The sequence below is a fragment of the Zooshikella sp. RANM57 genome, assembly GCF_050749885.1.
GTDB lineage: Bacteria > Pseudomonadota > Gammaproteobacteria > Pseudomonadales > Zooshikellaceae > Zooshikella.
The window spans coordinates 471,801-491,632 of sequence record NZ_JBOIUB010000004.1 but is presented as its reverse complement, the minus strand read 5'-3'; the positions used below and the strand labels follow the sequence as shown (position 1 = coordinate 491,632).

Sequence of the window (19,832 nt, the reverse complement as noted above, 5' to 3'; positions counted from 1 at the left end):
TGGTACCTGTACCGCATTCAAACACAACACTCTAAGTTAAAACATATACTATATTTCATACAAAGTCAGCAGACATTGTTTTTAAAAGCCATCCTAGAACAGTATTTTTAGTGACAACTCAATTAAAGCCACAATTAGCACACCCTATCATTAACAATTAAAAAGTCACTTCTTTATTTACTTACTCAAAAACAACAAAACAAATAGACACAAATAAAATCTCACCACACAACCTTTTAAACCCAACCAACATAGCAAACCACTATTTATAATTAACACCCTTTTCATTTATTTTTAACAAACCTATAAACATTCTGCCTTTTATCGTTCACACTCTTAACAATAACAAGTGTTAACCTTATGCTTATATTATATAGCATTACTTATCTAACACACTTTTTAACATAGATAATCTTGACGGTTAAACTAATATGAGTATATATACCATGCCTAAAGATTTAAAATACTTTTCAATCCTTTTGTGCCTTTTAAATACAAAATACGTTATTGCAGACACTGCTTCTTTGGGTATTGGAGTTGCTCGCGTACCAGATTATATAGGTTCTGAGGATTATGAAGCTACTCCGATCCTACAAGCATCCTATGAATGGGATAATTTTAACTACATAAAGTTTTCAGGTAATAGCTTAAAGTGGAATATTTTACAAAGCAGTACAATTCACTTTGGCCCCATGTTGCATTATACACCTGAACGCTCAGATGTAGACGATGATCGTGTTGATGCTTTAAAAAATGTAGATAGTTCTAAAGAAGTTGGTTTTTTCATCCAAGGAAATTCACTACCATGGTTATATGGTCTTGAATATTACCATGATATTACAGCAGGGCACCATGGTTATGTTGCTTCAACATTTTTAAGTTATAAAGTATCAATGACAAATAGTGATTTTACAGTTAAAGGTAATGCTGATTACTTAAGCAGCGATTTTATGGATAGTTTTTTTAGTATTGATAATAACGATGCAAACCGGTCAGGACTACCTTTATTTAATGCTGATAGTGGTTTGAATAGAGTTGGACTTACCTTTTCTTATAAGAATATTTTCTCCGATAATTGGCAATTGAATACTTTTTTTAGCTACCAACGCCTTCTAGATGACGCAAGTGACAGTCCAGTAACAGATAATCAGGGAGATAAAAACCAATATCTTTTAGGTTTAAGCTTTGCTTATGTTTGGTCTCTTTAATGATATTAAATAGCTTTTAATAATTAAATATATATGACACTATAACTCCATAACACTGTAGACACTTTTAAGCGGCTATTGAGCTATGGCCTCTTAAAAGTGTCTACAGTATTACTATAAATATCCTGCTTACGATACCCATAACTTCACCAGTCAAGCATTACTCAATGAACACCAATTGTATTTTAGTGTACACTGATGGCAAACAACAGTTGGATAACTTATGTTGAACTGCTTTATCAGACTAAAATTAATTCGATATTTTTCTTTTTAAACCACGCTATATCACTTTCCGGTATACCCTGGTTCGTTATTACTGTTGCAAAATCATCTATTTTTCCTAGTGTTGCTGGGCATATTTTACCGAATTTACTGGCATCGGTTAGAATAATATTACGTTGTTTTTTCTTTAAAATGGTATGAACTACATCAGCACGCATCATATTTCGACTGGTAAAACCTGAATCTTGATGAAAACCATCAACACCAATAAATGCCGTACTGAAATTAATATGCTCAATACACAGTTTTGTTAGCGGTCCAACTAAACTCTCACTTTGCGACTGATAAACGCCTCCCAACAAAATAACATCCACATGATCATTTTTAAGCGAGTGCGCAATATAAGCACTGGGAGTAATGATAGAAACATCACCACGCTGTGCTAATGCTTGGGCTAACAGCGCATTGGCACTTCCTCCTTCGATTAAGACTGTTTCCCCTGGTAATACCAAGTCAGCTGCACGAGCTACCAGCCGTTGTTTTACATCAAAATGAATCGTCAGCCGTTCATTAACATCATCTGTCTGTATTGAAATAGCACCACCATGAACACGCTTTAAGTGCTCTTGCTGTTCAAGGTAAGAAAGATCACTACGAATAGTGACCTCAGAAACACCTGTGTGCACTGCCAGTTCATTAACAGTTAAACGTTTACGCTCATTAACTAAGTGGATAATTTCCAGGTGTCTCGCGTTCACAATGATCCTTAAAAATTATTTCAACATCAAAATGGATGAATTTACCAAATGTAGCTACAACCTGTACCCACAATATTCACACTATGCTTTTAGAAAAGTTTATATTACAAACAATGTTCCGTACGAGCAATAATGTCATTTTGAGCTTCCACGGATAATGCCGTGAAAAAGGCTGAATAACCTGCAACACGCACCACTAAATCACGATATTCTTGTGGATTAGCCTGTGCCGCTAACAACGTTTCGCGAGAAACGATATTATATTGCACATGCCACCCTTTATAGACACAAAAAAAAGTGCGTATCAACATAGATAACTTATGAAAATCCTGAACCGTTTCCAAAGTGCCTGGTGTTAATTTTTGGTTGAGTAATACCCCACCTAAAATCTTATCCGTAGGTAGTTTGGCAATTGAACTATACACTGCTGTAGGGCCATGAATATCAGTGCCTGAAGCAGGACTCGCACCTTCCGCAAGGGGCGCATACGCTTTACGACCATCTGGTGTCGCCATTGTGTTAGCACCAAAAGGAACATTCGCCGAGATGCTTGATGTTCCTGCGTAATACCCACCGCCAATGGGTCCCCGACCAAAACGGGTATTTTTATGATGCTTTAACTCATCAATATACATTTCATAGGCTTCAACCAATAACGTATCTACTTCACAGTCATCATTCCCGTATTTACTGGCATAATTAATCAACACTTGGCGTAACTGTTCACCTTCAATACCACTAAAATTATCTGCCAGTGCTTTAGCTAAAGCGTGCTGTGAAACTTTTTCTTGATCAAACACAAGTTGCTTCAATACCGCTAAACTGTTGCCTAAGTTCGCAATACCCACTTGTAATCCTGATACCCAGTCATATACTGCACCACCCGCTTTTATAGACTTAGCGCGACTAATGCAGTCATCAACCAATGCCGAACAAAAGATATCAGGTGCTAACTGTTCTAATGCCGTATCAACAACGGCATCAATCGCAATCGAATGTCGTGTAAAATACTGAACCTGCTGCTGCCAGGCGGCCATCACCTCATCAAAGCTTTTAAAGTTGCCTTTATGAAGGGATTTTTCATGGGGTAAAAATACCTGCTGGGTAGTAGCATCCTTTCCTTCATCCAGAGCCGCTAATAAAACACGCGCAAAATTCAAAAAACTCATTCCTGTACAACGATAGCCCCATTTACCCGGTACTGCCGTTTCAATACAACCAATGGCCGCATAGTTGTAGGCATCTTCACGGCTTACGCCTAAGTCTACAAATGCAGGTATAACAATTTCATCATTATTAAATGCAGGCATACCAAACCCACACTTAACGACCGCCAAACAATTGAGAAGAAAATCCTGACTGATGCTTTGGTGATAACGTACACTTAAATTAGGTTGTGTTGAACGCAGCTGACCACAGGATTCTAAGATGGCAAACGATAAACTATTCACGGCGTCAATGGGTGAACCCTGCTGATCAAGCTGCTGCCCACCAATGGTGACGTTTTGATATAAAGGACTTCCAGCCGAAGCCTTAGAATGCGTTCCAGAACGAATTTTGTTCACTTCTAATAATTTTAACCAACAGCTTTGCAGCAGTTCTAATGCAAAACCATGAGTGAGTTGTTTTTTTTGCTCAATATCTTTTTTATAAAAGGGATATAAATATTGATCCATTCGACCAAACGAAACAGAATGGCCATTGGACTCAATTTGTAAAATAAGCTGTACAAAGTAGCACAACTGTAGTGCCTGCCAAAAGGTTTCTGGTTTTCTATGAGCAATGTGGTAGCAGTTTTCTGCTATGATTTTCAGCTCATGCTTTCTAAATGCCCGGGTTTCCTGATGAGCCATTTCAGCAGCCAGTTGTGCGTATCGTTCAATATGACTTTGTACTGCCTCAATAACGATATGTACCGCTTCTAAAAAATGCACTCGCTCTAAACGCTCATCATCAGCATTATGAGTGACTAACTGCTTTTGTTGTTTAACGTCTGCCAGTAACCCATCCAGGCCTTTTGCTAATAATTTTTCATTATTGATTGCAAGGTGTGCATCACCAGAGGTCATATTACCTTCGGCTTTAATAATACCTGAATCTAATATGGCCTTTTGTTCGTCATTATATTCCGCATAACACTGGTCTTGTACTGTTTTACCTTGCCAAAAGGAAATAACATCTTTTAAGGTATTTTTATTCTCTTCAGACAATGAAAACCCGGCACCAGGTCGATCTGCAAGCGCATCAATTTCATCCGCTAACCAAGTAACTGTATATTCAGGAAAAATAGGTGCTGCGCGTAAATAGCTTGCCTGATTACCAATAATTAACTCATCATTATCAATCCAGATTGTTCTCGTCGCAAGATGTTCAGCTAATGCTAAGGCTCGCTTCGTCGTAACAGGCAATGCAGGATTTTGTTGATAAATCCGTGTATATGCCACTGCTCGTTCAGGACAAATCGGTGGTTTAATAATATTAATTAATGCATCTTTATGTTTTTGTATACGCAACGGTAAATAGTCAAGATTCATAGCTATCCTCTTACTGACGTTTGAAGCGGTTTTAAAGGATGATGCTCGGCATACGCACACGCTTTTTGTAAAAGCCCAGGATTATCCAATGATTTATCTTTTCCTTGATAGCGTAATCCCAACATTTTATATTTCTGAATACCTAGCGTATGGTATGGTAAAAAATGGATTGCCTTACAACTTGATATTGTTGCAGCAAAATCAGTAATTAATGCCAATTCCTCTATAGTATCATTAAAATCAGGTACCACTGGGACACGAATTGTTAATCCTTTAACTTGAGCTGCCAGTTTAATCAGATTATTTTTGACGAGTGATAACGTGCCACCAGTCCAACGTTTAAATTTATTGTCATCCATGTGTTTTAAATCAACCAGCCATTGATTAATAACAGGAATATTTTTCTCAATTTTCCTCCAACTGACATGTAATGTCGTTTCAATGGCTACATCAATGTTTTCTTCCTGCATTTTTTGGGCAATAGCGTAAACAGCATTTGGGTGTATAAGCGGTTCCCCTCCTGAAAAGGTCACACCACCACCCGATGTTTTATAAAAAGGTTGGTCACGCTTTAATTGTTCACAGACTGTATGAATATCAACAGGCTCACCCGTCACTCTTAAGGCTTTGGCAGGACAACATGTTTTTAAATTTTTTATATCGAACTCATCAATTTGTTGATGATCTATTAATAAATCAGCAGGTCCATGTCGTGTAATTGCACTGCAGCAATCTTGGCATAAGGTACACCCTGCAATACAAGTAGCGGCATCATACATAAGATCAACGTTGCGGCTTCGACTTTCTGGATTTTGGCACCAAACACAGGATAGAGGGCACCCCTTTAAGAACAAAACGGTTCTAATCCCTTCACCATCATGAGTTGAAAAACGCTGCATATCAAAAAAGAGGGAAGCTGACATTTTCATTTCCACACCGACATTTCACTTAACAAAAGTAGATTACTTTTGTTCGAAAGCAGTATTGATTTATATCAACCTTTGTAATGAGAAGTGGAGTATAGTTTAATGAACCAACCAACGGAGTTAGTGTTATGGTAGAGCTTTACCTTGATAGCGCAGATATTGAAGACATACTCAGCTTACACACGAAGATTAAATTATCAGGTGTTACCACTAACCCATCAATTCTTGCCAAATCCAACTGTGGAGTAAATCATTTACTGTCTACCTTAAACACACAACTGGAACCTCCCTGCCGTTTTTTTGTACAAACTATCAGCACCTCCGTTGAAGGTATTATCTCTGAAGCCAAAAAGCTTCATTCCCTGCCTTATAACATTGTGGTAAAAGTTCCTGCGACTGAAGCTGGATTGGCTGCTATCAAAGCACTCAAAAAGGATAATATTCCTGTACTCGCAACAGCTATCTATACAACCGCACAAGGTTTGCTTGCTGCACATAATGGTGCAGATTACATAGCCCCTTATGTTAATCGCATAGCACAAATGGGGGGAGATGGCATTGGCGTTGTCTCTAAATTGCAAAAACTCATTACGACAGCAAATATAAACTGTAAAATACTGGCCGCCAGTTTTAAAAGTGTGCAGCAAGTGGTATCTGTTTTAGAAGAAGGCGTCAAAGCAATTACATTGCCCTGCGATATTATGCAGGCAATGTATACTCACCCAGCAGTAAACATTGCCGTAGATGAGTTTAATGAGCACTGGCAAAGTGCTTTTCCAAATCAGCTTTCCTATGAAAGCTAAGTAATAATATTGTAGTCTCTTTTACCCTGCCATAACCTCATAGTCGCTCATACACTTGAGCGACTTTTGCGTACTGATAACTTTCACTGAGTTATAAATATAATGTGTAACCCACCTATTTGACTCCCCCCAATATCGATAATTTTTATTCTGATGTAAAAATCAATCTACATAACATTAACAGCTTCTATATAGGTATTATTAAAATTTATAGTTCCTTCAGCAATAATACCATTATAGACGTTTGACTCACCTCAAAATTTAATACAACTATTGATTTATAATAATAACGTTTAATCAAAAATAATAATTATGTAAGGGAGGGAGAAAAATGTTACGGACGGCAAAATTTCTAATCCTAACCGTGGTATCAATACTCAGCTTCATTATTCAGCCAAGTACCAGTATTGCAGAAAACTATCTGCCTGCATTCTCAGGCATGAGAATGGAATATGTTAATAATGGGCACACTGGCGAACATGTAAATATTTCAGTCTCTAAAGAAAGATATGGCTGGTACTTATTTGAAGGTTTCCCTGGCTTAATGGGTAAAAAAGTATGGATTCGTCCCAGCCAGGATGGAAAGCTATATATGTGGAATGATAAAACAAAAGAAGCTAATGTCTACGTTAACTTCAATGCAGAAGTAGGTACCACAAACAGCCATTCAGGAATAATGTGCTCTGCAGGAACTGTAATTAAAAATTTTTACCCAGAGTTAACTATTTCTTCAGGCACTTTTTTTGATGTTACCGAAATCCATTTTTTCACTGGCCCACAGCGTTGCTATGATAGTGGAGTTGAAAATATATTCTTTGCAAAAGATGTAGGCATCATTAAATGGCAGGATACAACTATAGGGGGACCAAGGTACTTTGAACTCATTCAATAACCAGCAAACATAATTATTAACAAAAAACTCAATTACCCTCTTTCAATACCCATATATTACGAAGGGTATTCAACATTTGTTGGGTAATGGTATGGTGGCTGGCTTCAGCTGAAGCTGGCCTTTGGAAAAGCTCGTGACACGCTCTGCAAATGACTTGAGCTCATTTACAGGAACAGATAAGGTATAACACACTGACACACCATATGTGCTTTCCAGCAATTCAACGCCATACTCCTGCATCAGCATTTTAAATCGAGATTCTTGGTCATACCCAAGCTCAACGACAAATTCTTCAGTGGCTACTTTAGGTGTTGTTTGTAACGCTTCCATTGCAGCTTGCGTGGCTCCTGAGTACGCACGAACTAAACCACCAGCACCCAGTTTGATCCCACCAAAGTAACGAACCACCACTGCTAAAATATTTCCTACACCATGGTGTTGCAATACATTTAAAATAGGCTTACCTGCTGTTCCTTGCGGTTCTCCCGCATCACTCCAAGCAATTTGAGTAGCCCCCTCAGGAGGCCCTGCAATATAAGCCCAACAATGATGGCGTGCATCAGGGTACTGTTCCGTCAATGTGACCACTTGAGCCAACGCCTGCTGGCGATTTTCCACGGGATAAATCCAACATATAAAACGACTTTTTTTAATCACAAGTTCAGTCATCACTGGCTCAGCAGGTACTAAATAACTGTTTGGATCTTTTTCTCCCAGCGACATGTACTCAGGCAACTCCCTCAACAAACATTAAACCAGGTATACCCTTCGTTATGGGTATATAATAAGGCATTTTAAAAAAACAGTTGTTAATCATTATGAATCAAGATTGTATCAAAATTGTCGTTGGCTCGCAGAATCCTGTAAAAATCAATGCAGTACGTAATGCTATTGCTTCACTCTACCCCAATAACTCCGTTGAGTGTACTGGTATGCATGCACCGTCAGGAGTACCTGACCAACCCATGACAGCAAAGCAAACCCGCGAAGGTGCAGAAAATCGCGTACGGTTTTGTCAGCAACAGATAGAAGCTGATTTCTATGTTGCGCTTGAAGGTGGTGTAGATGTTTTTGAGTATGGACCTGCCACATTCGCCTATGTCGTTGTGGCAAATGACTGCCGCCTTTCCGTGGGCCGTAGTGCTATTTTGCCACTCCCTATGTCCGTATACCAGGCATTACAACAAGGTGAAGAGCTAGGTCATGTCATGGATAGATTATTTAACACACAAAATATCAAACAACAAGGAGGAGCTATTGGCTTATTAACCAACGGACAGGCCACACGAGAAAGCACATATACTGAAGCATTCATACTCGCCATGGCCCCTTTTCTTTATGAAGAACTATACGATAAATAACGTCTACCCTTCATGAATAAACTTTAGACTTTGCTGTGAGTATTTTACTGTTTTGCTAACAGCAGAATATGATTTACGATAGGTACAAACTGAAGAGTTTATTACACACTCACAGCCAAGCCTTGATCAGAAAACAAACGCTGTTCTAGTTCTGTCAAAGAAGAAACCTGATGCCCTGGCGTAATGCTCTCAGGTGTTGGGTTCTCATTTACATTTAACCAACAGGTTTCAAATCCAGCGTTTATTCCCCCCAAAATATCAGTATCGGGGTTATCTCCTACCATCAGCACTTTGTTTCGCTCTGGCTGTCCCATGACAGATAAAGCATGCTCAAAAATAGCTTGATGGGGTTTAGCAAAGCCTACCTGCTCAGAAATAACTAATACATCAAAGTAGTCTCTCAGCCCCAGCCGCTCCAAACGAATCTGTTGCAGCTCTGTGAATCCATTAGTAATAATACCCAGCTTTACCTTACCATAAAGCGCACTCACAAGGCTTTTCGCACCTTCCAATGGTTTACAAATATCAGCCATGGCTGATAAAAAAGCACTATTTAAGTCCTTAGCTGAAACCTTTAGTTTATCTGACCAAGTAGCAAAACGCTGATGCTGAAGCTGCTGGGCACTTATATCACCGTTCTGATAATCTACCCAGAGAGGCTTATTAACTTCCTGATAGGCTTGATAATCATCAGTAGAAAACTCAACATCAAATTGAGCAAACATACGCTGTAGCCCACTGAATGCATCAAAGTGAAACAAAGTTTCATCCGCATCGAACAAAATCCACTCATAGTGCTTCATTCCGTCTTTCGCTCCTTTACTACATTGCCCAACGTGTAAGTATCATCTTAACACTATTTTTTATCTCCTCTCTACATATCGAAATTCTTGTTATACCCATAGCGAAGCGTTTTTGATCAATGCACTAGGGCCTGTTAACACTATTTGAATCACCACTGCCGTAGACTATTTTTTCGCCTAGCAAGGCGCAAGGAATGCCGTGTAGTCATTCTACATAAATGACGTGTAACACCGCTAGGTGGAAAAATAATCACGGCCCGAAGGGTTATGACGGTAAAAGCACTACTCGTTGTGGCTCATTATTCATTTAGAACAACTAAACTTTACGCTTCGCGCCTAGATTAGTGCTTTTACCGTCATAACAGTGATATTCAAATAGTGTTAACAGGCCCTAGGATAGATATTAAAGAAAACTAACCACACTGATACTAATTAAATTAACGACTAAAAAACCAGGCATTCAACTATCAAATAATTACATTATAAACAAACAAAATAATATTAATGACTTATCGCTTTAATTAAGCGTAATACTGTATCTCTGTAAAAGAAAATATCTAAACTAACGAAAGCTAAAAAATTCTCTAAGAGAAGATGCTAGATTAATAATACCTTGGTCGGCTTCAACAATTTCAAAACCAGAGTCAAAATACCGCTGATCTACATCTGGCTTACTCCACTGACTGACAGCTTTAAAATCAATATATACTTCTGTAGGGCTAACTTCATGAGGAATTTTAATACGCATTTCAAAAGCTTCCCCCACCATAACTGGAATTTCACTAATCAGCATAAGTCCTTGAGCAGAAATATTGCCTATATACCCAATCGGACGATCAGTGAAACGATTATATATTGTTAAATAAGCATTTAACTGGTGTCGTGTAATAGCACGTTGTTCTCTAGAAGGATACGCTTTACCCATCGCCGCCCAATACCAAGGTAATAAGCCCACCTCAAATCACCACAAAAAATATGCGAACACTTACCCAAAAAACATGCATTAACTTTCAATCTTAATGCATATTGTTTAATGTTTCTCCCTTATTATGGGATACATTAGTGGGTAAAAATCAAGAACGTATATTTTCGTTAATTTAAGGTATAAGACAATTTAGTTAAACATTAATGACGCATAAAATATACTATCGACCAAATTGCCAAAAGTGCAACTGCTTTAACACCTTAATAAAACTTTTTCAATAAACACATTATACCCATAACGGGGTTCTTTTAGTGTTTAGTGGGGCTAGTCTGGTTTATAAGACGAGCGACAGCAACAATCGCTGTTTTTAAAGCGCTAGCTGGGCCATCAAATGTTGAAACCTTAGGGGGATAAAAATGATTCGTGAAGGGTATACGTTAAAGAATGCCCTTTAATAGGGGAATATTTTATGGCAAGTATCTTATTTCAGAGGGTTTTGCGCACCACCTAACACTTTAAGTCTGGCCCTCGCCCGAAATGCATATTCAGACTCAGGATAAAGTTTCACAATATAGCGATAAGTCTCTACAGCATCCATAAGATAACCTTGCCTTTCCAAGCATAATCCTCGCAAAAAAGAGACCTCTGGCTGTAAATAACGTCGAGCACGGATTAGCCGATCAACGCGACTTAATGAGTGCAATGTCGCAACACAGTCACCGTTATTATAATGCTCATACGCCATATCTAACTGGTTGCTAATACGGTGTGTAGTACAAGCCGATGTAAAACAAACAACAGCCACAATGCTACACCATTTATAACCTCGTGCTAGCAACAACCTCATAGTCAACCACCATTCCCATCAAAGCCAAGACTGTTATAGGCATTATCGGAGTATAGTGCAAAAACTTTAGTATCTTTGGTAAGACATAGGCTTACAGACAGTGAGGCCGACTCATATCTCTGTAGATATAAGCAAACAAACAAAAGTATTTTAGAAGAAGAAATCAGAAAGGATGGAGCAAGCTGGCACCCAAAAACTCAGGTACCAGCTCCATAAAAAAATGACTATTCAGTTATCACTTTTTTAACTTTTTCAACCGCTTTAATATTTGCCATAACACGACGGTTACGCTGACGGCCTTCTGGTGACCCATTATCAGCTACAGGCTCAGACTCACCTTTACCAATTGCAGTTAAACGCCCTGGTTGGATGTTATATTGCTCAATCAGTGCTTGACGAACTGCATCTGAACGAGACTGAGACAACATAAGGTTATATGCATCATTACCCACAGAGTCTGTATGACCTTCTATAGTCACATGGATATTTGAGTAACGTTGCAAGAAAGAAGCAACTTTTTCCAGCTCAGGGTAGTACTCTGGTTTAATAACGGACTTATCAAAGTCAAATTCAATATTTAAACGAATACTAACGGGTTTATCTACATAGATTTCTTTTGGTTGTGGTGCTGGTGGTGGTGGCTCTTTGCGAACAACAGCTCGTTTGGTTTCACCAAGTGCCAACTTCACTGACAGCATTACAGCCTGGTCATGTGTTTCATTATCAAGACTATAGTAATCACGTACATCAGCACGTAATGCGACACGATCTGTCAGCTCACGCTCAACACCAACGCCTAAGCCAAGCAATGTTTCATCATCTGTACTGGCATCACTGGGATCAATACGCATATGAGCGGCACTGGCTAATGCATAAGGTTTCCATTTACCGACAGGTGCAATGTAATACATGCTGTCTAAATGATACCACTTGGCATCAATATTGTTATCCAATCCAGGGTTTTCAGTATCATTAATTTTACCAAACCCCAATTGAACAGCCAGATTGGAATTAATTTGATAACCAAAGTCTAAGCTGTAAAGGTAGTCATCTTCGATATCACGCTCATTATCAAAGAAATATTTGCCGAATGAAGGCGCTACATAAGCATGTGGAACAACTTCCTCTTCAGCCATAACTGTGTGGCTTGCTAGCGCAAAAATAACGCCTGTAGCAAACAGGGATAATTTTTTCATAAGCTTAAAACTTCTCCAGTACTATCACGTTTCTGTGAAAAATTATATTTAATCAATCTGCACAATAACAGTGAAATAATGTAACCTGATGGTAATAATTAGACTTTTTTCTTAAATTTACACAACGTAAACTTTGTAAAAAAAAAAACTACAATAGTTAAAACAACAGTTTAAGGAATGGAACGCCTGTGTCCCAAGAATACTTAATGCAACAAACAACACAGCATGTGCTGCTATTCATTGATTTACATACCAATATTGCATCAACAACAGCAAAATTATCACTCATCCCCAAAAAAAATATCAAACAAGTCACTCTATTTTTGGAATACTATCAACATCACTTTTTTGTGAATCACTTTTTACCAGACTCACTTCAAACAAAGCTGCACCAACAATGGAAAGTACAGCTTGAGCAACACATTAAACCGATCCTAAACTGGTGTATTCAGCATCAATACCATCATCATATTATTTACGGAGAACACGCACACTCGCTAGAAACACTCATTGACTTTATCCAAAAGCAACACGTTGATCTTTATATAAAACCAACGTCTTATCATGAGCAGAAAGCCAACATACTGAATCACAATGATATCTACCTACTTAATACGTGTAGGGTTCCCATTTATATTAGTGATACATCGACATTTGAAGAGGCGCCTGAAGTAACGACTCAGTCAGCCTTAAATGTTCTCATTTGTGTAGATCCGTTACCTGATAATGATGTGTTTTCTTTTGATAGCACACTCATTGAGTATGCCGAGTCTTATTTTAATAACTTACCGGTACATTTTCATATCGTACATACGTATTCGCCCTTACCTGAAACAATTATGCTGGAAACTGATCTTGTTTCAGAATACAAAAAGCATACAGAAAATATGCTCCGACAACGACAAACAGCGCTTTCCAAACTACAACAACAGTTTTCCATTGTAAATCACGGCAGGTGTCATATGCTGCAAGGGATACCCGATGTTGTCATCCCTAAACTTATAGAAGAGTTTAACATAGACATTTGTCTACTGGGTTATCACCCACATAGCCACTGGCAACAAGCTATCTATGGCAACACTACAAAAAAATTAATTGAAAAAATGCGGTGTGATCTACTAATAAAACCAAAAACAAATCACATAAAAAATGCAAAATAAGACAAGCACCAATCTATTGTAAGACAACAGATATACTTAAGATGTGGCCAAAGTTATTTTTTTAACATGTTAAGTCATCTTCACTGGCCTAAACAGGCCAGTGCTAAAAATTTCGTATACAAAGCAAATTATCAGTGATTAAAAAAAAACAGTATTGAATTCACCTTACATACCCTTCGCTTTGTGTACCGTTAACGTCAGACACGACATGTAGATGAACTGCGAGTGATTGTTAGATGAAGAAAAAAAATGGACTACCACTGATGTACTTGTGATAAAGTTTGCATCTAATTATGTAAAAATCTCACTATAAACGGTTTTACCAAATTAAAAAGCCAATAACCTAAAGCGCCCCCAACAACAATAACAGTCACTATTGACCAACCTGATACCCAGTTATTTTTGACTTCATTTTTCTTGAGTCGATGATCAATCTTAACAACCGGTATACTTAGAGGTTGTCCGAGCTTCTTCTCTTGATAATTACCCTCTTGACTAATAGCCTCATTAACTCCACATTTTTTTATTTTATGAGTTTGCTCAATTTTAATTTGTGATCGTCTTAGCGTATTATGCTGATTATCTGGTGGGCCAATTATCATAAACTCTAACTGATCGAGTCTGATGCGATCCCCTGATTTTAAACGTTGTTCAGCAACAGGCGTATCATTGACAAAAGTGCCATTTATTGAGGAGAGATCCTTAATAAAAAGAACGTCCTCCAACAAGCATAATTCTGCATGACGACGAGATAAGTAGGGAGAGTTAATTTTAATATCACAATCAATGGCACGCCCTATAAGTAACGTATCGTTTACAGGATATGTCTTTTCAGGCAAGGAACGATCAACGACCTTTAAAAACCAGCCACTCACTGCTTTTTTTGGGAGTTCAATGGGGGGTTGAATATGTTTTGGGTCACTGAGTAACAACTCAACATGACCCAACCTAATCGTATCTCCCACATTCAACTGACAGCTTGATACGACAGGTACATCATTTACCCAAGTGGTACCCCGTTGAGTTAATTCAACGAGTGTCACACGATTATCTTTAACAATTAAATCTACATGTTCCGGCAAAATACTTGGGTCTTTAATCACAAAATCACAATCACCATGACTGCCTATTGTTACACGCTGAGAAACCAGCCACATCGACTGTTTTGTATGGTATTTATAGCCCAGTTTTAACATGTATAGATTTTCCAACGAAGGATGTTTAGCCTTCAGTACAAGTATGCTCTTAACAGATACTCATCGCGAAGAGTATAAATAACACCACTTTTTTCTCAGTCTGCTAAACACGTACTTAACAGGTAACAAAGCTGGCGTCATAATAGTTTATTTACAGTAAAACCTGCAAAATTTCTACACATTATTGATGAATCGCTGACGATACCCATTATAAATGACGTATTAACCAAGGGTATATACTAATCTATTAATACTATCTACAATATGCTCAAGCTAAATAACTACACTTTACTCTCTCTTATTGCAGGTAACGATAGAAAAAAAGCTTATTATGCTATTGATCGTTTAAAGCAACGTTATGTTATTGTTAAAGTTATTAATCCTTCAAACGGTAATCAAAGCAAATTAGACACAACATTATTTAAAAAAAACGCTGCACTCACTTCAGATCTAATCCACCCCCATATCATCAGTATTTATGATTATGGCTTTACTTCGAGTAACTTCCCTTATTTAGCGATGGAGTACTGTGATAATGGTAACCTCACAGATAAAATTCAAGAAGGTTTAACATTAGACAAAACACTACAAATACTCCAACAAATTGCTAATGCACTCACCTTTGTCCATAAAGCACATATTATTCATGGTCAATTAAAACCCAATAATATTTTATTTCGCAGTGACGGCTCTGTGGTACTCTCTGACTTTAACAATACCTCACTCAACACAATTACCAAGCGACAATCTGCAGCATTTTTTTCGTCTAGCTATACCCCGGAATATATGAGCCCCGAGCAAGCAAGGCGTGTATCATTTGATAGCCGAAGTGACTTGTATAGCCTGGGCATTATCTGTTATGAAATGCTTTTGGGATTTCCCCCTTTTCGAGGAGATAGCCCACTCAGCGTTAGCTTAAAACATTTAAATTCAACTGTTCCTCAACTCCCTGAAAAATACCGTGGATTACAACTTTTTCTTAACCAGTTATTGGCAAAAAATCCCCTACATCGCTTTCAAACAGCAAAAGAGGTTTCATTTGCCTTACGCCAGCTACAATATCAATTTCTTGAGCATGGTCACCTTCGTGCAGCCCCCCCAGAAAACAGAGCTTCCGCCCCTTATATCGTTGCCAACGCACTACCATCCCCCAATGAGCCTCAAAAACAATCTGCAGGAAAATCCTATTTAATTGCAGGTCTGGTCTTAACCATTCCAGGCATATTACTGCTCAATAACAACGGGCTAAAATCTGATACTCCCCATAGCTCAAATGAGCAAGAACACTCAGTGATGAACCAAAATAGTGATATCGTCATCAGAATGCCTTTGATAATTAATGTCACCCCCAAAGATGCGACTATTCAATTTAATCACTCTACCCAGTCATTTCATCAAGGGATGTTACTTGCATCTGGTCATTATTCTCTCAGCATTACCAAACCTGGCTATCAATCACAACAGGTCGAAATACACCATAATAAGCAAATACCAACACAACTAAACCTAACACTTTCTCCTGCTCTTTATTCTGTACATATAAAAGCTCACCCTCCTGGCAGCACCATTCGTATTATTAATATAAAACCTAAGTACACAAAAAATTTGCAATTACCTCCTGGGCGCTACCTTGTTGAGGTTTCTCACCCAGGCTATCAAGCTAAACGGCAATGGTTAGAAATAAAGTCCTCTACAATCAAACAAACTATCAACCTGTCACCGGCGATGAAACAAGGGAAAATTCTTCAACACTCTTTAGCCAAAGGGGGTTATGGACCGAAAATGGTTGTAATACCTAAAGGCCGCTTTCGGATGGGAGATAATGATGGCATGGGTTCGGCAAGTGAAAAACCGCTCCATTGGGTAAACTTAGCTAATGACTTCGCGATGAGTCAGTACGAAATCACTCAGACAGATTTTGCCCAATTTATTAAAGAAACAGGTTACGTATTTCATAATAAAATCAATAAAAAAGATAACAAAAAACCTATAACCCACACATCATGGCATGATGCTCAAGCCTATGCCCAATGGATCAGTAAGCAAACAGGATACACATATCGCCTTCCCAGTGAGGCAGAGTGGGAATATGCTGCCAGGGCGGGAGGATACACGCGTTTTGTTTGGGGAAACCAGCCGCGCACAGATAACGCTAATTGTTTAGAAGACTGCTGGGAAAATCCCTTGAAAGGCTTACTGAAAGGCTCACAAACTCTACCTGTAGGGCAATACCCAGCAAATGACTTTCAATTATTTGACATGGCGGGCAATGTTGCAGAGTGGACACTGGACTGTTACCAAAACTCATATCGTCAACATCCAGCCGATGGTCGCCCAGTAAACAAAGCCCACTGTAGTCATCGCGTCATTCGTGGTGGTAGTTTCACTGATCCTATTGAAAACCTTCGCATTGCTCGAAGAGCAAAGCGAACGCCCGCATACAGGGATGAACAAATTGGCTTTAGACTTGTGCTTGAGCTAAAACGTTAGTCAAGCACATATTCCTTTCTTATTTTATCGAGCCAGCTGCTGAATCACTTTACCACAAAACTGCTGTGCAATATTGTCAGTAAATTGCTTAGCTTTTTCTCGCGCATAAATGTTGGGTGCTGTAGCAGGATTATATTGATCAAGCGCTTCCAATGGGAGGAGTTTAACCTCACAATAAGCACTTTCTTCAGTCATTCTCTCCGCAAGCTCTCGCCTACTCTGGTCAGAATTTTTAACAATAACAATGTCCCAACGGCTTCGATTCCAATAAGGTTTTATTTCTTGAGCACGCTTAGCAGGTGTAGCTTGCTTCATTGATTTGGAACTGTTTGCAAACTTCATGTTAACCACTGCTGGTGACTCTACGACAGGTTGATCATTAAGTATAATGTAACCCAATTTAGGCCACTCTTGATTTAACAGTCGGTTCAACAATGTAACGTTATAAGGGTTATCTGTATTAAAAACATTACTTAAACTATTTGATAGCATCCAGCTTTGCATAACACAGCTGGTAATACCTTCTGACTCTCGTGTGGGACACTGACTTTCCACACTTGCAACAAATCTAACGTGATATTTCAAAGTGTTTTTTAAGGACACTAACCGTAAGCCATAATTATTACGATATTCGTGAAATAAACGTGTTGTGCGATCAATATCAGGAATAATTTCCAGCTCATCCGTTAATTTATAAGCTGGTGTTAGCAGTCCTTTTTGCTGCTTTAACAAACGTTTAATGAGCTGATGATCACCAGAAGGTATGAAAAAAGTAGCAACTGCGTAAGGTTTAGCAATAAGTTGCGATTTAACAACACGACTGGCTTGACTGAGTTGTGTGTTCGTTAATCCCGTTGGTTGGCCTGCTGCATCAAAGAAAGCAAAGTAATATTGCCCATTCCCTCCTGTCAGCCACTGATGAGGCCGCTTAAACTGTGCTTCATAGGCACCTAAACGTTTTGCGTAATCATCACCTTTATAATCAAATGGAGCATCTTCAGGACTTACAGAGGAAAATCCTCCTCCAGAACGAGTGCCTTGCGATCCACACCCCACCAACAACACACTCAGCAGTAACAAACAACTCTGTGACAACTTCAGCATTGCAACACACTCTCAAATAGCATTTATTATTTACTGCTAATACAACAAGAAGCAGAATGTTGCTTCATAACTGATGAAGCTATGGATACAGCAATGCGTTACGCTATACCCAAGCAACCTTGCTCAGCAACACTAAAATTAGCAACTTGTTACCCCGGATAATACAACACCGCTTGGTGCCATTAGCTAATTACCAGTGAAAACTGTTTTCTGTCACTAAAATACTAGCAAACTGTAACTTTATCACTGGGTTACTCTATCATTTTTCTTAAAAACGTAGCCATCCTACTCTATTCACTTTGAGTTGACTCACTTGGCGTGATAGAGCTATCAGAGGATTATATCGCTATCCGATTGATATGCTGTGATGTCTTATAACTAAGAACTGTGACTTGATTTAGCATTTTAGTACTTCACGTTCCTATACGTCAGCAATAGTACTCCAGATAAATCCATAACGAAGGGTATAAAGACGATAAACTATAGGGTGAGGGCCTTATACAGGCCCTGTTAACGATTACGTAACTGTCGCACTTCATTTTTGAGTGCTAATAACTGGCTATTAACCTGGCGGCGGAAAGCATCAATCGAGCGAATCGATTCATCGACATTTTTCAATTTGGCGGCTACATCAGACTGTAACTGCTTGCCAGAAACCTGCTTGTCGAGCTGAGCAAGTTGCTCTTGTAACGCAGCCTGAGTTGCTAATTGCTCAGTACTGGCAACTGACACTTGGCTAGACAATGATTGTAACTTACTCTCCAAACTTGAAAGCGCCTTTTGTAAAGCCTGCACTTGCTGAACGCTCTTTTTGGCCTGTTGAGCATCAGCAGAAATTTGTTTATAGCTTTTTTCAAGTGCCTGCAGCGACTGATTGGTTTGTTTTAGCTGATTGGATACAGGTTTTAGTTCTGCTAAGCTTTTTTCTTGCTGAGCCAGCTGCTCAGTCACTTTAGCAATAGCAGGCTTATTACGCTTATTTGATAAGTCCCATAGCTTACGAATTTCTGAATGAGCAAGCTTTAAATCTATTTGAATTTGATCAATGGCCTGCTGAATTTTGCTGCCAGATTCCGTAATAGATGCATCAGTCTCTGATACTTTACCTGTCACATCCTGCAATTGCTGAAGTGCTTGGTCATAAGCTTGCTTTGTGGTATTCAACTCAGCTCGTAACACTGTCAGCTGCTGATAACCCAAAAATCCACCACCAGATACAACTACGACTAAAACCAGTAACAGTAAAACCCAAAAAGGATTGGTGCGTGTCTTAACTTCAGGTTGATTAACCTTACCTGGTGAGCGTCGATGAATTGCACGGTCAGCAATATCGTCCCTAGCAATTGCCATACTAGGCAGATCGTCATCGATGTCTTCAAGGTGTCTACTCATACAGTTGATGCTCAA

At 38.8% G+C, this 19,832-nt stretch carries 17 protein-coding genes; 6 read left to right on the top strand and 11 right to left on the bottom strand.

Annotated elements, in window-relative coordinates; genetic code table 11:
* Nucleotides 1-446 precede the first annotated feature (446 nt).
* A complete protein-coding gene (locus ACQ96U_RS11770; RefSeq protein WP_431721445.1) occupies nt 447-1,208 on the top strand; it encodes a MipA/OmpV family protein in 762 nt (253 codons plus the stop codon).
* A gap of 239 nt (nt 1,209-1,447) precedes the next feature.
* Here ACQ96U_RS11770 and ACQ96U_RS11765 read toward each other — a convergent pair whose 3' ends face one another.
* The 3 genes from ACQ96U_RS11765 to ACQ96U_RS11755 all read right to left on the bottom strand — a co-directional run bounded on the left by ACQ96U_RS11765 (nt 1,448) and on the right by ACQ96U_RS11755 (nt 5,645).
* Nucleotides 1,448-2,188 carry a DNA-binding transcriptional regulator YciT gene (locus tag ACQ96U_RS11765; protein WP_431721444.1) on the bottom strand — a complete coding sequence of 247 codons (741 nt, stop codon included), beginning with the start codon at nt 2,186-2,188 and terminating at the stop codon, nt 1,448-1,450.
* A gap of 104 nt (nt 2,189-2,292) precedes the next feature.
* The gene (locus ACQ96U_RS11760) at nt 2,293-4,722 is read right to left on the bottom strand and encodes a formate C-acetyltransferase/glycerol dehydratase family glycyl radical enzyme (RefSeq protein WP_431721443.1); all 2,430 of its coding nucleotides are present in this window, start codon (nt 4,720-4,722) and stop codon (nt 2,293-2,295) included.
* A gap of 2 nt (nt 4,723-4,724) precedes the next feature.
* On the bottom strand, nt 4,725-5,645 hold the full coding sequence (locus ACQ96U_RS11755) for a glycyl-radical enzyme activating protein (RefSeq protein WP_431721442.1): 921 nt from the start codon (nt 5,643-5,645) through the stop codon (nt 4,725-4,727).
* A 131-nt stretch (nt 5,646-5,776) separates the two neighbouring features.
* On the opposite strand from ACQ96U_RS11755, the gene ACQ96U_RS11750 reads away from it, so the two are divergent.
* Together ACQ96U_RS11750 and ACQ96U_RS11745 are read left to right on the top strand one after the other, a co-directional pair.
* Complete coding sequence (locus ACQ96U_RS11750) at nt 5,777-6,451, top strand: transaldolase family protein (RefSeq protein WP_431721441.1); 675 nt, start codon at nt 5,777-5,779, stop codon at nt 6,449-6,451.
* Between the two features lie 331 nt (nt 6,452-6,782).
* Nucleotides 6,783-7,343, top strand: coding sequence for a hypothetical protein (locus ACQ96U_RS11745; protein ID WP_431721440.1), 561 nt, complete (start codon nt 6,783-6,785; stop codon nt 7,341-7,343).
* A 69-nt stretch (nt 7,344-7,412) separates the two neighbouring features.
* On the opposite strand, the gene ACQ96U_RS11740 is transcribed toward ACQ96U_RS11745, so the two are convergent.
* The gene (locus tag ACQ96U_RS11740; protein ID WP_431721439.1) at nt 7,413-8,066 is read right to left on the bottom strand and encodes a YigZ family protein; all 654 of its coding nucleotides are present in this window, start codon (nt 8,064-8,066) and stop codon (nt 7,413-7,415) included.
* 95 nt (nt 8,067-8,161) lie between these two features.
* Here ACQ96U_RS11740 and yjjX point away from each other — a divergent pair, with 95 nt between their 5' ends.
* On the top strand, nt 8,162-8,704 hold the full coding sequence (gene yjjX / locus ACQ96U_RS11735; RefSeq protein ID WP_431721438.1) for an inosine/xanthosine triphosphatase: 543 nt from the start codon (nt 8,162-8,164) through the stop codon (nt 8,702-8,704).
* Nucleotides 8,705-8,805: 101 nt separating this feature from the next.
* On the opposite strand, the gene yjjG is transcribed toward yjjX, so the two are convergent.
* The 4 genes from yjjG to ACQ96U_RS11715 all read right to left on the bottom strand — a co-directional run bounded on the left by yjjG (nt 8,806) and on the right by ACQ96U_RS11715 (nt 12,475).
* Nucleotides 8,806-9,507: a pyrimidine 5'-nucleotidase gene (gene yjjG / locus ACQ96U_RS11730; RefSeq protein ID WP_431721437.1), complete on the bottom strand. Its 702-nt coding sequence runs from the start codon at nt 9,505-9,507 to the stop codon at nt 8,806-8,808.
* Between the two features lie 562 nt (nt 9,508-10,069).
* Nucleotides 10,070-10,462: a PilZ domain-containing protein gene (locus ACQ96U_RS11725; RefSeq protein ID WP_431721436.1), complete on the bottom strand. Its 393-nt coding sequence runs from the start codon at nt 10,460-10,462 to the stop codon at nt 10,070-10,072.
* A 451-nt stretch (nt 10,463-10,913) separates the two neighbouring features.
* Entirely contained in the window at nt 10,914-11,279 is a 366-nt protein-coding gene (locus ACQ96U_RS11720; RefSeq protein ID WP_431721435.1) for a hypothetical protein, read from the bottom strand.
* Nucleotides 11,280-11,503: 224 nt separating this feature from the next.
* A complete protein-coding gene (locus ACQ96U_RS11715) occupies nt 11,504-12,475 on the bottom strand; it encodes an OmpA family protein (protein ID WP_431721434.1) in 972 nt (323 codons plus the stop codon).
* A gap of 188 nt (nt 12,476-12,663) precedes the next feature.
* Between ACQ96U_RS11715 and ACQ96U_RS11710 the strand changes: the two genes are divergently transcribed.
* Nucleotides 12,664-13,635, top strand: a complete 972-nt coding sequence (locus ACQ96U_RS11710; protein ID WP_431721433.1) for a universal stress protein — start codon at nt 12,664-12,666, stop codon at nt 13,633-13,635.
* A 287-nt stretch (nt 13,636-13,922) separates the two neighbouring features.
* On the opposite strand, the gene ACQ96U_RS11705 is transcribed toward ACQ96U_RS11710, so the two are convergent.
* Entirely contained in the window at nt 13,923-14,831 is a 909-nt protein-coding gene (locus ACQ96U_RS11705; RefSeq protein WP_431721432.1) for an FHA domain-containing protein, read from the bottom strand.
* Nucleotides 14,832-15,095: 264 nt separating this feature from the next.
* Here ACQ96U_RS11705 and ACQ96U_RS11700 point away from each other — a divergent pair, with 264 nt between their 5' ends.
* A complete protein-coding gene (locus ACQ96U_RS11700; protein WP_431721431.1) occupies nt 15,096-17,321 on the top strand; it encodes an SUMF1/EgtB/PvdO family nonheme iron enzyme in 2,226 nt (741 codons plus the stop codon).
* 24 nt (nt 17,322-17,345) lie between these two features.
* Here the strand turns inward: ACQ96U_RS11700 and ACQ96U_RS11695 are convergent, their stop codons facing one another.
* Together ACQ96U_RS11695 and ACQ96U_RS11690 are read right to left on the bottom strand one after the other, a co-directional pair.
* Complete coding sequence (locus ACQ96U_RS11695; protein WP_431721430.1) at nt 17,346-18,425, bottom strand: hypothetical protein; 1,080 nt, start codon at nt 18,423-18,425, stop codon at nt 17,346-17,348.
* 510 nt (nt 18,426-18,935) lie between these two features.
* Entirely contained in the window at nt 18,936-19,817 is an 882-nt protein-coding gene (locus tag ACQ96U_RS11690; protein WP_431721429.1) for a hypothetical protein, read from the bottom strand.
* Between the last annotated feature and the right edge of the window lie 15 nt (nt 19,818-19,832).

Excerpts from the sequence above, each read along its gene's own strand:
- ACQ96U_RS11720 (WP_431721435.1), bottom strand. The coding sequence starts at position 11,279 with ATGAGGTTGTTGCTAGCACGAGGTTATAAATGGTGTAGCATTGTGGCT.
- ACQ96U_RS11700 (WP_431721431.1), top strand. The coding sequence starts at position 15,096 with ATGCTCAAGCTAAATAACTACACTTTACTCTCTCTTATTGCAGGTAAC.
- ACQ96U_RS11715 (WP_431721434.1), bottom strand. The coding sequence starts at position 12,475 with ATGAAAAAATTATCCCTGTTTGCTACAGGCGTTATTTTTGCGCTAGCA.
- yjjG (WP_431721437.1), bottom strand. The coding sequence starts at position 9,507 with ATGAAGCACTATGAGTGGATTTTGTTCGATGCGGATGAAACTTTGTTT.
- ACQ96U_RS11745 (WP_431721440.1), top strand. The coding sequence starts at position 6,783 with ATGTTACGGACGGCAAAATTTCTAATCCTAACCGTGGTATCAATACTC.
- ACQ96U_RS11770 (WP_431721445.1), top strand. The coding sequence starts at position 447 with ATGCCTAAAGATTTAAAATACTTTTCAATCCTTTTGTGCCTTTTAAAT.
- ACQ96U_RS11740 (WP_431721439.1), bottom strand. The coding sequence starts at position 8,066 with ATGTCGCTGGGAGAAAAAGATCCAAACAGTTATTTAGTACCTGCTGAG.
- ACQ96U_RS11755 (WP_431721442.1), bottom strand. The coding sequence starts at position 5,645 with ATGTCAGCTTCCCTCTTTTTTGATATGCAGCGTTTTTCAACTCATGAT.
- yjjX (WP_431721438.1), top strand. The coding sequence starts at position 8,162 with ATGAATCAAGATTGTATCAAAATTGTCGTTGGCTCGCAGAATCCTGTA.
- ACQ96U_RS11760 (WP_431721443.1), bottom strand. The coding sequence starts at position 4,722 with ATGAATCTTGACTATTTACCGTTGCGTATACAAAAACATAAAGATGCA.
- ACQ96U_RS11705 (WP_431721432.1), bottom strand. The coding sequence starts at position 14,831 with ATGTTAAAACTGGGCTATAAATACCATACAAAACAGTCGATGTGGCTG.
- ACQ96U_RS11695 (WP_431721430.1), bottom strand. The coding sequence starts at position 18,425 with ATGCTGAAGTTGTCACAGAGTTGTTTGTTACTGCTGAGTGTGTTGTTG.
- ACQ96U_RS11690 (WP_431721429.1), bottom strand. The coding sequence starts at position 19,817 with ATGAGTAGACACCTTGAAGACATCGATGACGATCTGCCTAGTATGGCA.
- ACQ96U_RS11750 (WP_431721441.1), top strand. The coding sequence starts at position 5,777 with ATGGTAGAGCTTTACCTTGATAGCGCAGATATTGAAGACATACTCAGC.